This is a genomic window from Microbacterium sp. JZ31, from assembly GCF_016805985.1.
Lineage (GTDB): Bacteria > Actinomycetota > Actinomycetes > Actinomycetales > Microbacteriaceae > Microbacterium.
In genome coordinates, this window is sequence record NZ_CP017661.1 from 2,014,810 (window position 1) to 2,029,522 (window position 14,713).

Sequence of the window (14,713 nt, forward strand, 5' to 3'; positions counted from 1 at the left end):
CGCAGATGTCGGAGCCGGCTGACAGCATCTTGGTATGACTCCCTCCGGACCCGCCCCCGCGATCCATCGCGGAATCGTGCCCCCGTTCCTGCTCGCGCGCATCGCGGAGCTCGACGAGGAGGCGTTCGCCGGCGCCCCGGAGGCCGCTCGTCGCACGCTCGGCATCGACGGGCCGTTCCGCGAGCACCGCGGTTCGGGCGAGACCGTTCCCGGTCTCGTCCGGCCGTCCGTGCGTCCAGAGCTGCAGCGGCCGGTCGCGGGCTCGACCGAGCCCGGCGCGCCCGATCGGCTGATCTTCGACGCGAGGAACACCGAGGACCTCCCGGGCGAGCAGGTGCGCGCGGAGGGACAGCCCGAGACGGGCGACGTCGCGGTCACGCGGGCCTACGACGGGCTCGGGCACACCTACGCGCTGTTCTGGGAGGCGTTCGCGCGCGACTCCATCGACGGATCCGGCATGCGGCTGGACGCCACGGTGCACTTCGGCGAGCACTACGACAACGCGTTCTGGGACGGTGCCCGCATGGTGTTCGGAGACGGCGACGGCGAGATCTTCCGCGGATTCACCGGATCCCTCAGCATCATCGGGCACGAGCTCGCGCACGGCGTCACCGAGCGCACGGCGAACCTCGTCTACCAGGGTCAGTCCGGCGCTTTGAACGAGCACGTCTCCGACGTGTTCGGCGCACTCGTCGAGCAGCGCCTGCAGGGCCACACGGCCCAGGAGGCCACGTGGCTCATCGGCGCCGGGATCTTCACGGACAAGGTCAGGGGTGAGGCGATCCGCTCGATGCGCTCCCCCGGCACGGCGTACGACGATCCAGTGCTCGGCAAGGATCCGCAGCCCGCCCACATGCGCGACTACGTCGAGACGAGCGACGACAACGGCGGCGTGCACATCAACTCGGGCATCCCGAACCGCGCCTTCGTCGTGCTGGCCGAGGCGCTCGGCGGGCACGCGTGGGAGCGCGCCGGCCGCATCTGGTACGAAACGCTCACGGGCGATCGCATCACCGAGACCGCCACGTTCGTGCAGTTCGCGGCCGCGACGTCCGTCGTCGCGACCGAGCTGTTCGGCGACGACTCCGACGAGGCCCGCGCGGTGACCGAGGCGTGGGACGCCGTGGGCGTCAGCCCGGGGCGGGTGCGGGAGAAGATGCGGCGGGACTAACGTTGCGGCCATGAGAGTGGTCGTGGTGCGGACGGGCGGCTTCGCCGGCATCCGCGTCACGTGGGAGGTGCGGATCGAGGAGCAGCCCGACCGCCGCGACTGGTGGGAGCTCGTCGAGTCGCTGCCCTGGGACGACGCCCCGTCCGCGCCGCCGGCCGAGCCCGACCGCTACATCTACCGCATCACGTGGGCGCAGAACGAGGCCGTGCTTCCCGAGCGCGGGCTGGAGGGGCCGTGGCGCATCCTCGTCGACCGGGTGCGCGACCGCTCGCAGCGCACCCCCGCGCCGGAACCGGGGCCGCCGCCCGGACCGGGACCGGGACCGCGCGCGACGCCGGAGGCGTAGGCGAAGGCGCACCGGCCCCGGCGTACGAGGACGAACCGGTCGCCGCGGCGGGGGGCTACTCCGCGCGGTCGGGCTGGGCGAGCACCCGCCGCAGCACCGGCCGCGTGGCGCGCACCGCCAGCCACACCACGGCGATCCCGGCGGCGAAGCACCCGGCGATCACCCCGAGCGAGAGCGGCGCCATGATCATCGCGATGCCGACGAGCGGCAGCACGAGCACCCCGCCGATCAGCGCCGACACGATCACCGTGAACAGCAGCGGCGCCATGGTCGCACGGGTGCGCGCCGACTCGGCGACCTCGAGCGGCATGCCGATCCGATCGAGCGCGACGTGCAGCGCGCGGCGATCCAGGATCGCGGCCGCCTGATTCACGCCCACCGAGCAGGCGACCATAGCGAACGACACCACGAGCGTCAGCAGCACGCCGGTCTGCACGTCGCGCGCCAGGATCAGCGCGTCCTGCGCACCCGAGACGAGAGCCATGCCGGCACCCGCGACGACCGCGACGAACGAGGTCATCGCGACGCCGCCGACCTGCCGCCACGCCGCCTTCGGCGACTCGCGCACCGTGCGGGCCGCGAGCAGCTGGGCGGCCGTCCTCGCGCGGCGCAGCTGCACGCGGGCGAACACGCCGATCAACCAGGGGCCGAGCACGTTGAGCACCGCAAGCCCCGCGCCGAAGACGCCGGCGATGAGGAAGGCGACCATGACGCCGGGCGCGATGGAGGGCATGTTGAGCGCCGCGAAGCCGAGCGCGACGACGGCCACCGCGATCACCACACGCACCCAGTGCAGCTTGGGGGCATCGGTGCGCGCCCGCACTCCGAGCGGCGACACCACCACCTGGCGCAGGCCAACGGCGGCGCTGATCGCGGCGAGCACGGCGACGCCCGCGATCACGGCGGCGACGGCGGGGAGGCCGGCCCACAGCGCGGCCGCTCCGATCGGCGCGCCCCCGAACGAGACGAGCCCGACGAGCGGCATGAGCGCGAGATACAGCGCCACGCCGGCGAGCGCCCCCAGCAGCGCGACGGCGGTCGACTCCAGCACCGTGATGGCGCCGACCGTGCCGGCCGAGGCGCCCAGCAGTCGCAGCGTCGCGAGCCTGTCGTCGCGACGGCGAGCGGACAGCCGTGCGGCGGCACCGCCCAGCGAGACGAGCGGGATCAGCAGCACCGCGAGGGCGATCACGCTGAGCATCTGGTAGACGCCGGCATCCGGCTGGTCCGCGACGTCCCAGCCCCAGAACATCAGCACGCCGCCCAGGACGACGAGCAGCAGGGCGGTCGTGACCGCGAACGCCACGGCGGGCAGGACAAGCGCCGCGCCGCTCTGCGCGCTCGGTCGTGCGAGCAGCCACGTGAGCCGGACGACGGGCGCGCGGCCGGAGGCCGGGGCCGGCGGCGCGGGGGCGACGACGGCGGTCATCGGGCCACCTCGCTCGTGACGGTCGCGGGCGCGTCGCCCGTGATCCGGCCGTCCTGCATCCGGATCGTGCGGGTGCATCGGGCGGCGACCTGCGGGTCGTGCGTGACGACGACGAGCGCGTGTCCCCGGCTCAGGGTCGAGTGCAGCAGCGCGGTCATGACGTCGGCGGAGGTGGCCGAGTCGAGCGCGCCGGTCGGCTCGTCGGCGAACAGGATCCTCGCGCCGGTCGCCTGCGCGCGTGCGATCGCGACGCGCTGCGCCTGGCCGCCCGACAGCTGGCCGATGCGGCGCTGCTCGAGCCCTGCGAGCCCGAGCGCCGCGAGCCACTGCGCGGCGTGCGCCTCGGCATCGCGCCGGGCATGGCCCGTGAGCAGCAGCGGCAGCGCGACGTTCTCGACGGCGGTGAGCTCGGGGATCAGCAGCCCCTGCTGGAACACGAAGCCGAACTCCTCGCGTCGCAACCGTGACCGCTCGCCCTCGCCGAGGCCGTCGATGCGGACGGGTCCCGAGCGGCCCTGCAGCGTCACGGCGCCCTGGTCGGCGGAGAGGATCCCTGCCAGCACGTGCAGGAGGGTGGTCTTCCCCGAGCCGGAGGCGCCCATGATGGCGACGGCCTCTCCCGCGCGCACCTCGATCGAGACGCCGTCGAGTGCGCGGGTGGGACCGTAGCTCTTCACGAGACCGGTCGCGGACAGGATGGCGGAAGTTGCCGGTGAGGTCAGGGATGAGGTCATGCCTCCAGCCTCGTCGGCCGCCCCGCCCGCCGCGTCGGCCGCGGTGGGGATCCGGGTCATCCTGTGGATGTAGATCGGCTCGGCGACGACGGACGACGAGGTCCGCGCGATCGTCCGACCCTCCGGCGCTCCATGGTCAGGAAGAAGGCGACGTAGCACGCCGCGGAAGCCACGATCGCGGCGGCGAACAACCACGCCGACGGACGCGTCCAGTCGATGTCCTCCGCACGCGCGGCGAGCGCCGCGATCATCACGGCCAGGCTCGCCAGCTGGGCCGCGATGATCGTGCGGAAGCTCGACCACCGCCGGTCGACGAGCATCCAGATGCCCACGACGCCCGGCAGCGTGAGCACGGCGCCGACGACCCGCGCCGTCAGCGGCGTGAGCGCCCAGCCCCACCCGCCGATGAGCAGCTGCGGCAGCGCGAACAGCACCAGGCCCGTGAGCGACGCGGCCCCTCCCACGGTCGCGAGCGCGACGGCCCACGTCCGCGGGATCACGGCGTCCACCGCGTCGGGCCGGCCGTCGTCGCGCCGGCGATTGACGAGGAGCACGGCGAGGACGGCGAACGGGGTCGTCGCGTAGAGCACGGCCCATGCGATGAACGACGGGTGACCGGCATGGAAGCGGTCGACGTGCAGGATCGTCGCGATGCCGAGGAGGGCGGCGAACACGACGACCGCGGGAAAGCCCGTCCACACGTGATGCCACGCCCGGGTGAGGCACGCCACCGTGAAGAACCAGATGCCGCCCACGTAGGCCGCGCCGAGGAGCATGGCCGTCAGCGGCGGCTGGATCGTCCACGCGAACGTGACGTCGGTCTCGCCCGGCAGCAGGACGAGCAGCACGCTCGCCACGACGAGGAACGGGATGATGACGGCGGCGAGGATGCGGGTCGCCGGCAGCACGCGGTCGTCTCTCGTCGACAGGACTCAGCCCTCCCCTGCCGGCCGCAGCGCGTAGGCGACCGCCTCCGCCGTCGGCAGCGCGCGCCCTGCGACGCGCGCCGCTTCGAGATCGGCCGCGGCCGCTCCCGCCCGCAGCGCCTCGACGAACGGCACGGCCACCGCGAACGTGGGCACGTCGTACAGGCCCGTGCGCTCGCGCAGCATCTCGGCCGCGCCGAGCAGTCGGCCGGCACGGTCGACGTCACCGCCGGCCGCCGCGACCGCCGTCAGTCCCTCGATGCCGTACGCGAGCCCCTCGTCGTGATCCAGCTCGTCCGAGATCCGCAGGCAGGACGCGAAGCTCTCGCGTGCGGCCTCGACGTCGCCGCGCAGCAGGAACGCCGCGCCGCGGTGGAAGCGCGCGATCGACTCGCCCAGCCGGTCGCCGAGGTCCTGCGCGAAGCCGAGCGCCTCGTCGAATCGCCCGAGCGCCGTGTCCGGCCGGCGCTCGAGCAGGTCGATGCGGCCGAGAGCCGCGAGCACGAGCCCGCAGCCCCACGAGTCGCCCACCTCGCGGAAGAGCGCGAGGCTCTCATCGAGCGCCGCCCTGGCACCCGGCACGTCGGGCGGGTGCACGGCTCCGAGCAGCGCGAGCCCGACGGATGCGAGCGCCAGCGCGTCCCCGGCTCGATCGCCGATCGCGCGGAAGCCCGCGGCGCTCTCGCGCAGGTCCGGCACGAGCGACTCGTCCGGGTCCTGCCAGAACGCGATGGCGCGCGAGAAGTACAGCGCGATGGCCCGTGTGCCGTCGTCGAGCCGGTCGCCGGCGGTGAGCACCTCTGTCATCCAGCCGCGCACCTCGCCGAGGTGGCCGCCGATCCACCAGTAGACGTAGAGCCGCCAGGCGAGCAGGGCGGCGTCCGCCCAGCGGCGGGAGTCGAGCAGGTGCCGCTCCGCCGCCCGCAGGTCGTCGGCCACCTCCGCGAGCCGGATGATCCACTCGCGCTGCAGCGGCCCCTCGAGCGGCCGCTCGGCGCGGTCGGCGAGGGCGAGGAACCAGCCGGCGTGCCGATCCGACAGCTCGGCCGCGTCGCCGCGCGCGACGAGCTGCTCGCGCGCGAACTCGCGGACGGCCGCGAGCATCGTGTACACGGCGCGGTCTCCCCGCTCCTCCTGCCGGACGAGACTGCTGTCCACCAGCACGGCGAGGTCGTCGATGACGTCGGCTCCGGGCGCGCCGCCCGTGACGGCCTCGACCGCGTCCAGCGAGAACGGTCCCGCGAAGACGCCCAGGCCCGCGAAGCGCTCGCGCGCGGACGGCGGCAGGAGCTGCACGCTCCAGTCGATCGTGTCGTGCATGGTGCGCTGACGCTCGGGAAGATCGCGCCCGCCGCCGGCGAGGACCGGCAGGCGGCGCCGCAGACGCTGCAGGATCTCGCCGGGCGACAGGGCGCGGGCGCGGGCCGCGGCGAGCTCGATCGCGAGCGGCACGCCGTCGAGAGCCACGCAGATGTCGACGATGTCCTGCGCGTTGTCGGCCGTGAGCGCGAAGTCCGGTCTCGTCGCGCGCAGGCGCTCGACGAACAGCTCGACCGCCGCGGACCGCGCGGCCACGTCCGGCCCGGCCCGATCCGCGTCCGGGAGCGCGAGCGGGCCGAGCTCGACGACCTGCTCGCCCGCGATCCTCAGCAGCACGCGGCTCGTCACCAGCAGCGTGAGCGTCGGCACGTCCAGGAGCAGGTCGCGGAGCCCGAGCGACGCGTCGGCGACCTGCTCGAAGTTGTCCACGACGATGAGGAGCCGGCGGTCGCGCAGGGCCACGCGCAGCTTCTCGTCCGCGTCGCGCTCGCCGACGTCGTGGATGCCGAGCGCCGCCGCCATCGCACGCGAGACCTGGGCGGCATCGCGCACGGCGCTCAGATCGACGAACGCGACGCCGTCGGGGAAGATGTCGCGCGCGGCCGCCGCCGCATCGAGTGCGAGCCTGCTCTTGCCGATCCCGCCCGGCCCGGTGACGGTCAGGAGCCGGGCGCCGCCGCGCAGCAGCCCCGTGACCGCGCCGAGCTCGCGCTCCCGGCCGATGAGCCGCGTCAGCGGCGAGGGCGGCGGCGTCAGGCGCGCGGGTCCCGCCGCGGACGCCGGTTCCGCGCTCGGCACGGCCGGCGGGCGGAAGCGCTCGGACAGCAGCGTGGCGAGGTCGCCGCGCACGAGCTCCGCCAGCTCCTCCTCCCCCGAGAAGTACACGTACGCCGCCCGATCCTCCTCGCGGATGCTGTCGAGCAGGGCGTCGAGGCGGGGCTCGCGCTGTGCGACGGTCTTGACGTACACGAGCCGGGGCATGTCGGGGGGCGCCAGCCGATATTCGTCCTCCAGCCCGGAGACGTCCTCCCCCGGCGCGACCCAGCCGTATCGCTCCGCGTACAGGCCCACGAAGATGTCGCTCTGGGCGAGGTACGCGCGATAGAGCTCGCGCGGCGGATGCGGTCGCGCTCCGAGCTCGAACATGACGGCCGTCAGGCCCAGCTCCTCGATCACCCGGCGCACGGCCTTCCGCTCGGTCGCCATCTCCCTCAGGGTCGAGCTGACGAAGACGCGGAGCCGCTGGTCGGGGGTCCGGATGCCCGAGGGGGTCGTCATGACGGCAGTCTCTTCCCGCGCGCAGCCGCTGTCCAGGGCGCTACACTCGCCCCCACGGGGCGGCGCGCCCGCGACGGCCCGCAGCGAGGCGCAGCGACAGGGGGCGAGCCGTGATCCCGGAGCCCGAGCCCGCGCCCTCGATGGCACCGGTCATCGTCGTCGTCGGCTCCGTCCCCTCTGGGGTGGCCGAGGAGCTGGAGCGGCGCTATGGAGACGATTACCGCGTCCTGCGGCTGACCGACCATGCGGCGGCGCGCGCCGAGATCGACGCGCTGGTGGCCGGCTCCGTGCGCATCGCTATCCTCGCGGCGGGGCGCGACGCGGCGAGCGCCGACGACGGGCTGCTCCCCCACCTGGCGCAGGTGTCTCCCGACACCAGCCGCGCGCTCGTGATCGAGTGGGGCGAGTGGGGCGACGAACGGGTCGTGGACGAGCTGCTCGGCCACATGGCGCGTGGCGCGATCGAGGGGTACCTCGTGGCGCCGCGGCAGCGTCCGGACGAGTCGTTCCACCGCGCCGTGACCGAGCTGCTGCGCGAGTGGTCGCGTGCGGCCGGGGTCGATCATCCCGAGTTCACGCTCGTCGCCGACCCCACCGGTGCACGCTCGCACGTCGTGCGCGCGCGCCTCCAGCGCGCCGGCATCGCGGTGCGCGAGCTCGCCTCGGACGGTCCGGAGGCGGCGGGTCTGATGAGCGCGGCGGGTCTGGCTCCCGGCACCGCGCATGCGCCGATCGTCGCGACGGCGGACGGGCGGGTGCTCGTCGATCCCGGCGACGCCGAGCTCGCCCGGGTCGGCGGGTACACGACCGCGCTTCCCGATCGCGTCGTGGACGTCGCGATCGTCGGCGCCGGGCCGGCGGGTCTCGCGTCCGCGGTCTATGCGGCGAGCGAGGGCCTCGACACGCTCGTGCTGGAAGCGGCCTCGGTGGGAGGACAGGCGGGATCGAGCTCGCTGATCCGGAACTACCTCGGCTTCCCCCGCGGCGTGGCGGGCGCCGAGCTCGCCCAGCGGGCGTACCGCCAGGCGTGGCTGTTCGGCGCGCACTTCGCGCACGCGCGACGGTGCACGTGTCTCGCGCTCGAGGACGCCGGCGGCTCGGCACGCCTTCGGCTGACGGTCGACGACGAGGAGACGGTGCTCGCGCGCGCGGTCGTGATCGCGACGGGTGTCGACTACCGCCGCCTCGCCGTGCCGGCCCTCGCCCCCTACGTCGGCTCGTCCGTGTTCTACGGCGCCTCGTCCGTGGAGGCGCGCGCCCAGTCCGGACGCGCCGCGATCGTGGTGGGCGGCGGCAACTCCGCGGGCCAGGCCGCGCTGCACCTGGCGCGGTTCGCGCGCGCCGTGACGCTCGTGGTGCGCGGTGAGGGCCTCGCCGAGAGCATGTCGCAGTATCTGATCGACGCCCTGGCGGCAGCGGGAGTGCGCCTCATCACCCGCTCGCGCGTCGTCGACGCCGTCGCGGCCCCGGAGGCCGGGCGGCTCGGCGGAGTCGTGCTCGAGGATGCGGAAGGCGACCGTCACGAGGAGCCGGCCGATGCGCTGTTCATCACGATCGGCGCGCGCCCCCGCACCGACTGGGCCGGGCCCGTGGCGCGCGACCGGTGGGGGTCGATCCTCACTGGGCGCGAGGTGCTGGAGGCCGGCACCTGGACCGGCGACGGCGAGCCGGACGCGCTCGAGACCTCCGTGCCGGGGTGCTTCGCGGTCGGCGACGTGCGCCGCAGCTCGCTCAAGCGCGTGGCCGCGGCCGTGGGCGAGGGCTCCGCGGTGATCTCGGCCGTGCACCGCAGTCTCGGCCCCCATGCGGGCGGCTGAAAGCCGCGCGGCGGTCGCGCACGGCGAGGTCTGCATCGGTGGCGCCACGGCGCAACCCCCTGTCGCGGCTTCCGCCGTGCTGCTTACTCTCACGGCATGACCGCCTCGATCGTCGGCCTCGCCACCGTCGTCCCCCGACCGTCCTCGTCCAGGAAGAGGTCCGCGACGTGTTCGCGGCACAGCCAGGCCTGTCCCGCCTCGCCAAGCGCCTGGTCTCGACGTCTTTCGGCGTCTCGGGCATCGAGACGCGCCACACGGTGCTGGAGGAGCTCACGCTGCAGCCGCGCGATGACGAGGAGGCGCTGTTCTTCGACCACGAGTCGCGGGAGCTGCTGCTTCCCGGCACCAAGGCGCGGAACGAGCTGTACGCGGCGGAGGCCGGTCCGATGTACGTCGAAGCCGGCCGCAAGGCGATCGACGCCGCGCCCGGCATCGACATCGCGGATGTGACGCACGTCATCACGGTCTCGTGCACGGGGTTCTATGCGCCGGGTCCGGACTTCGCCCTGGCGCGCGATCTCGGGCTGCGCGCGGGCGTGCAGCGCTTCCACCTCGGGTTCATGGGGTGCTACGCCGCGATGCCGGCGCTGAATCTCGCCTCGCAGCTGTGCGGCGCCGACCCGGAGGCGGTGGTGCTCGTGGTCAGCGTCGAGCTGTGCACGCTGCACCTGCGCACCTCGGAGGATCCCGACACGATCATCGCCACGTCGCTGTTCGCCGACGGGGCGGGCGCCGCGGTGGTCACCGGCCGGCCGCCGGCCGACGGCGCGCGCGTGCTCGAGCTGGACCGGTTCGCCACGCGCACGACACCGGTCGGCGAGGGCGACATGGCGTGGCGGATCGGCGATCACGGCTTCGAGATGGTGCTCTCCAACGCCGTGCCCTCGATCATCGGCGAGCACGTCATCGGCGCCGTCCAGCCGCTGCTGGCGGACGAGGCGCCGCTGGCGGCCGCGCTGCAGGACGGCACGGTGTCGGATCGGATCACCCACTGGGCGGTGCACCCCGGCGGGCGCAGCATCCTCGACAAGGTCGAGCACGCCCTGAGCCTCACGGAGGACCAGCTCGTGCCGGCCCGCGAGACGCTCCGCACCTACGGCAACATGTCGAGCGCGACCGTGCTGTTCGTGCTGCGCCGCATCCTCGACGACGGGGCCACGGCCGACGGCGATCGCGTGGCCGCGATGGCGTTCGGCCCGGGCCTGACCGTGGAGTCGGCGCTGCTGACCGTGCGGGGCTGAGGTGCCGGGGTTCCTCGCCGAGCGCGCCGTCGACGCGCGGGAGCTGATGGACGATCCGGCGTGCGATCCCGAGACGCTGCGCCGCACCTACGAGCGCTTCGCCCTGGTCAACGCGGCCGTGTCGGGTCAGAAGGCGGTCTACCGGAGATGGATCCGGCCGCGTCTGCGCGCCGTGCGCGGCACCGGGCGCGTGCTCGACATCGGCACGGGCGGCGGAGATCTGCCGCGACGCGTGCGGCGCTGGGCCGAGCGGGACGGCCTGCGGGTCGAGGCGATCGGCATCGACCCGGAGCCGCGCGCGGTCGCGTTCGCCGCCGGCCGGGGCGCTCCCCGCGGCGTGCGGTTCGAGCGCGCGAGTTCGTCGGACCTGCGCGACGCCGGCGAGCGCTTCGACGTCGTGCTGTCCAACCACGTGCTGCACCACCTCGGCGACGACGACCGGGATGCGCTGCTCGCCGACAGCGAGCGGCTGCTCGAGCCGGGCGGTGTGGCGGTGCACGGCGACATCGAGCGCTCCCGCGCGGCCTACCTCGCGTTCGCGGCCGCCACCTGGCCGCTGCAGAGCACCCTGCTGCGCGACACGTTCATCCGCCCGGACGGGCTCACCTCGATCCGGCGCAGCGCGACGGCCGCCGAGCTGCGTGCGGCGCTGCCGCCCGGCTGGCACGTGCGGCGCGCGTTCCCGTCGCGGCTCGAGGCGGTGTGGGAGGCGTGATGCGCCGGCGGGCCGAGCCGCCGGTGCTGCACGACGTCGCGATCGTCGGGGCGGGTGCGGTGGGGCTGCTGCTCGCGTGCCTGCTCGCGGCGCGCGGCCTCGACGTCGTCGTGCTCGATCGCCGCCCCGAGCCCGGCCCGCGCACGCGCGCGATCGGCATCCACGCTCCCGGGCTCGCGGCCCTCGATGCCGCCGGCGTGGGAGCCGAGCTGCGGCGCGCGGCCATCCCGATCCGCGGCGGCGTCGCGACGTGCCGCGGGGCGCAGCTCGCGCACCTGACGTTCGGCGATGCCGTGCTGTCGGTCCCGCAGCAGCATACCGAGCGCCTGCTGGAAGCGCGCCTCGCGGCGCTGGCGCCGGGCGCGCTGCGCCGCGGGGTGGCGGTGACCGACCTGCGGCGGCGGCGCGGCGGCGTCGAGCTGGCGTTGACGGGAGACGGCGGCCGGGTCGAGGCTCGGATCGTCGTCGGTGCGGACGGCACCCGCAGCGCCGTGCGAGAGCGGCTGGGGATCGCGTGGCGCTCACGCCCCGGGCGCGCGCACTACGCCATGGTCGACGCCCAGGCGGATACGGACTCGCCCGCCGACACGGCGCTGCTGAGTCTGGAGCCCGACGGCGTGGTCGAGTCGTTCCCGCTGCCCGGCGGCAGGCGCCGCTGGGTCGCCCGGCTGCCTCGACCGGCGCGACGGTCGGCCGTCGGTCGCCGCGCCCCCGATGCCGGTGAGTCGCCCGACGCGGCGGCGCTCGCGGGCATCCTCGCCCAGCGGGTGGGAACGCGGATCACGCCGGTGTCGGAGGCGAGCGCGTTCACCGCGCGCCAGCACCTCGCCGCGGCCTTCAGCCGGGGGCGGATCGCCCTCGCGGGCGACGCCGCGCACGAGGTCAGCCCCATCGGCGGGCAGGGCATGAACCTCGGCTGGATCGACGCCGTGCACCTGGACCGCGCGATCGCCTCGGGGCTGCGCGCCGGCTCCCCGGCCCGCGCGCTGCGGCGCTGGGGACGGCGACGGCGCATCGCCGCGCGGCGCGCCATGCGCCGGGCCCGCTTCAACATGGCGATGGGCGCGCCGGCCCGCGCGCTGCCGCTGCACGCCCGCAACGCCCTCATCCGGGTGCTGGCGACGCCGCCGCTGCGGGGGATGCTGACGCGCTCGTTCACGATGCGCGGTCTCTGAGCGGCCGCGACCCGGCGGCGTCAGCCCTGCGCGGCCCGCACGCGCAGCTCTCGAGCGAGGTGGTCGCGCTGCTCGAGCACCAGGCGGCGCAGCGACGCCGGTGCGTCGGCGTTCGCGGCGAGCCAGGCGTCGACGGGATCGAGGGACTCGGACGACGGGAACAGGCCCGTCACGAGGCGGCGCGCGATCTCGATGCTCCGCTCCGACCACGCGTCGCGGATCCGCGCGAAGTACTCGTCGTCGAAGCGGGCGATCAGGTGCCGGCTGTCGCCGGTGCGGAAGCCGCCGATCGTCGCATCCAGGTGGTCGTTCGTGAGCGCGAGATCGTGCCACGCCGCGTCCCACGCGGCCGCGCGCACCTCCGCCTCGGGTCGCGCGGCGAGCACGCGGATCCAGGACGTGCGACCGGTCGCGGTGTCGTCGCGAGCGAGTTCGGCGTCCGCCTCCGCCTGGCCGGCGTGACCGGTCGCGGCGAGCGCCGTGAGCCACGACCAGCGCAGGTCGGCGTCGAGCGCGAGGCCCTCCGGCGCGGGCGCGGATCCGTCGAGCATCGCGCGCAGCCCGGTCGCGCGTCCGTCGTCGAAGGCCGCGGCCCCGCCGAGGGCGCGGGCCCAGGTCAGCTGCGTGCCGCCCGTCGACGTCCGGGTCTGCTCCCACGTCGTGTCGAGCCACGCGCGGCGCTCGGCCGGCCGGTCCGGTGTCGGCACGTAGTGGCCGATCGCGAACGCCGCGTTGGCGGTCGCGGCGGTGAGCAGGCCGACGTTCGGCTCGGCGGGCGCGTGCCGCCGCACGATCGCGAGGTAGCGGCGCGCGGGCAGCTCGCCGTCGCGCGTCGCGTCCCACAGCGAGGCCCAGATCAGCCCGCGCGCGAGCGGGTCCTCGATCGTCGACAGCCCCTCCTCCACGGCCGCGAGCGAGCGCTCGTCGAGCCGCGCCTTCGCGTACGTCAGATCGCGGTCGTTGATCAGGATCAGGTCGGCGTCCGGCAGCGGGAGCGGGGCGCTCTCCTCGAGCAGGTCGGTCTCGATGAGGTCGGTGCGCGTCAGGCGCCCGTTCGCGAGCGTGTAGCAGCCGATCGCGAGCCGGTGCGGGCGCACATCCGTCTGCGTCAGTGCGCGCGCGGACCGGTCGTACGCGATCGTCGACATGCCCGTCGTCTCCAGCCACGCGGCCGACCACGCGCGCAGGTCGCGGCCCGAGGCGCCCTCGAGCTCCGTGAGCAGGTCGCCGAGCGTGGTGTTGCCGTACGCGTGCGCGCGGAAGTAGCGGCGTGCGCCCTCGAAGAACGCCTCCTCGCCCACGTACGCGACGAGCTGCTTGAGCACCGAGGCGCCCTTGGCGTAGGTGATGCCGTCGAAGTTGAGCTTCGCGGCCTCGAGGTCCGGGATGTCCGCGACGATCGGATGCGTGGTGGGCAGCTGGTCCTGCAGGTACGCCCACGTCTTGCGCCGCGCGGCGAACGACACCCACGCGTCCGTGAACCGGGTCGCGGCGACGGATGCGTGCGAGCCCATGTAGTCGGCGAACGACTCCTTGAGCCACAGATCGTCCCACCACCGCATGGTGACGAGGTCGCCGAACCACATGTGCGCCATCTCGTGCAGGATCGTGTTCGCGCGCCCCTCGTGCTGCGCGTCGGTCGAGGCGCCGCGGAACACGTACGCCTCGGTGAACGTCACGAGCCCTGGGTTCTCCATCGCGCCCAGGTTGTACTCGGGCACGAACACCTGGTCGTAGGTCGACCACGGGTACGGGAACCCGAACGCCTCGTCGAAGAAGTCGAGCCCCTGCCGGGTGATCTCGAGGATCTCGTCGGCGTCGAAGTGCGGCGCGAGGGAGGCACGGCAGTAGGCACCCAGGGGGACGCGCTGCTCGGCGCCGTCCGCCGAGGGCTTGGACCACTCCCCCGTGACGCGGTGGTACGGGCCCGCGACGACCGCCGTGATGTAGCTCGAGATCGGCAGCGTCGGCGCGAACTCGACCGTCTGCGTCGCGCCGTCGTCGGACGAGCGGGCCGGCGCCTGATTCGACAGCACGTGCCAGCCCGCGGGTGCCGTGATCACGAACGTGTAGCGCGCCTTCAGATCGGGCTGCTCGAAGCACGGCATCACGCGGCGCGCGTCGGCCGGCTCGTACTGCGTGTACAGGTAGGTCTCGCCGTCGACCGGATCGCGGAAGCGGTGCAGGCCCTCGCCCGAGCGGCTGTACGCGCCGACCGCCTCGATGCGCACCTCGTTCGCACCGCGCGCGAGGCCGGCGATCCGGATGCGGGCGCCGTCCCAGTCCACATCCTGCTCGGATCCGTTCACCTGGACGCGCAGGACGGCCTCGCCCAGGAAATCGATCCAGGTCGCATCGGCGTGCGCGTCGAAGCCCAGCGTGACGGTCGTCGGGAAGCCGGTGCGCTGCGGGTCCGGCGCGCCCGAGACGTCGAGTTCGACGCGGGCGTGGCGGAGGGAGATCGCGGCGGCACGCGCGGCCGTCTCGTCGCGGGTGAGGTTCGCGGAGGTCATCCGTCCATCATCGCAGTGACGCCCCCGCGGCCTGCGAGGGACCTATCC

General features: G+C 74.5%; 11 protein-coding genes. 6 read left to right on the plus strand and 5 right to left on the minus strand.

Annotated elements, in window-relative coordinates; translation table 11 throughout:
- Positions 1-34 precede the first annotated feature (34 nt).
- Together BJP60_RS09650 and BJP60_RS09655 are read left to right on the plus strand one after the other, a co-directional pair.
- The gene (locus tag BJP60_RS09650) at positions 35-1,171 is read left to right on the plus strand and encodes a M4 family metallopeptidase (RefSeq protein ID WP_203135564.1); all 1,137 of its coding nucleotides are present in this window, start codon (positions 35-37) and stop codon (positions 1,169-1,171) included.
- Positions 1,172-1,181: 10 nt separating this feature from the next.
- Positions 1,182-1,517 carry a protealysin inhibitor emfourin gene (locus BJP60_RS09655; RefSeq protein WP_203135565.1) on the plus strand — a complete coding sequence of 112 codons (336 nt, stop codon included), beginning with the start codon at positions 1,182-1,184 and terminating at the stop codon, positions 1,515-1,517.
- A 55-nt stretch (positions 1,518-1,572) separates the two neighbouring features.
- Here BJP60_RS09655 and BJP60_RS09660 read toward each other — a convergent pair whose 3' ends face one another.
- From BJP60_RS09660 to BJP60_RS09675, 4 genes are read right to left on the minus strand one after another with little or no spacing between them, the layout of a single operon-like run.
- On the minus strand, positions 1,573-2,946 hold the full coding sequence (locus BJP60_RS09660) for an FtsX-like permease family protein (protein ID WP_203135566.1): 1,374 nt from the start codon (positions 2,944-2,946) through the stop codon (positions 1,573-1,575).
- Entirely contained in the window at positions 2,943-3,680 is a 738-nt protein-coding gene (locus BJP60_RS09665; RefSeq protein WP_203135567.1) for an ABC transporter ATP-binding protein, read from the minus strand. Before BJP60_RS09665 ends, BJP60_RS09660 begins: the two co-directional genes overlap by 4 nt.
- 56 nt (positions 3,681-3,736) lie before the next feature.
- On the minus strand, positions 3,737-4,588 hold the full coding sequence (locus BJP60_RS09670) for a hypothetical protein (RefSeq protein WP_238439369.1): 852 nt from the start codon (positions 4,586-4,588) through the stop codon (positions 3,737-3,739).
- Between the two features lie 24 nt (positions 4,589-4,612).
- Positions 4,613-7,204 carry a DUF4062 domain-containing protein gene (locus BJP60_RS09675; RefSeq protein ID WP_203135568.1) on the minus strand — a complete coding sequence of 864 codons (2,592 nt, stop codon included), beginning with the start codon at positions 7,202-7,204 and terminating at the stop codon, positions 4,613-4,615.
- Positions 7,205-7,314: 110 nt separating this feature from the next.
- Here BJP60_RS09675 and BJP60_RS09680 point away from each other — a divergent pair, with 110 nt between their 5' ends.
- The 4 genes from BJP60_RS09680 to BJP60_RS09695 all read left to right on the plus strand — a co-directional run bounded on the left by BJP60_RS09680 (position 7,315) and on the right by BJP60_RS09695 (position 12,152).
- The gene (locus BJP60_RS09680; protein ID WP_203135569.1) at positions 7,315-9,021 is read left to right on the plus strand and encodes an NAD(P)/FAD-dependent oxidoreductase; all 1,707 of its coding nucleotides are present in this window, start codon (positions 7,315-7,317) and stop codon (positions 9,019-9,021) included.
- Between the two features lie 167 nt (positions 9,022-9,188).
- Complete coding sequence (locus BJP60_RS09685; protein ID WP_238439370.1) at positions 9,189-10,262, plus strand: type III polyketide synthase; 1,074 nt, start codon at positions 9,189-9,191, stop codon at positions 10,260-10,262.
- A 1-nt stretch (position 10,263) separates the two neighbouring features.
- Positions 10,264-10,977: a methyltransferase domain-containing protein gene (locus BJP60_RS09690; RefSeq protein ID WP_238439371.1), complete on the plus strand. Its 714-nt coding sequence runs from the start codon at positions 10,264-10,266 to the stop codon at positions 10,975-10,977.
- Positions 10,977-12,152, plus strand: coding sequence for an FAD-dependent oxidoreductase (locus tag BJP60_RS09695; protein WP_203135570.1), 1,176 nt, complete (start codon positions 10,977-10,979; stop codon positions 12,150-12,152). Before BJP60_RS09690 ends, BJP60_RS09695 begins: the two co-directional genes overlap by 1 nt.
- Before the next feature lie 20 nt (positions 12,153-12,172).
- Here the strand turns inward: BJP60_RS09695 and pepN are convergent, their stop codons facing one another.
- Positions 12,173-14,665, minus strand: coding sequence for an aminopeptidase N (gene pepN, locus BJP60_RS09700; RefSeq protein WP_203135571.1), 2,493 nt, complete (start codon positions 14,663-14,665; stop codon positions 12,173-12,175).
- Positions 14,666-14,713 lie beyond the last annotated feature (48 nt).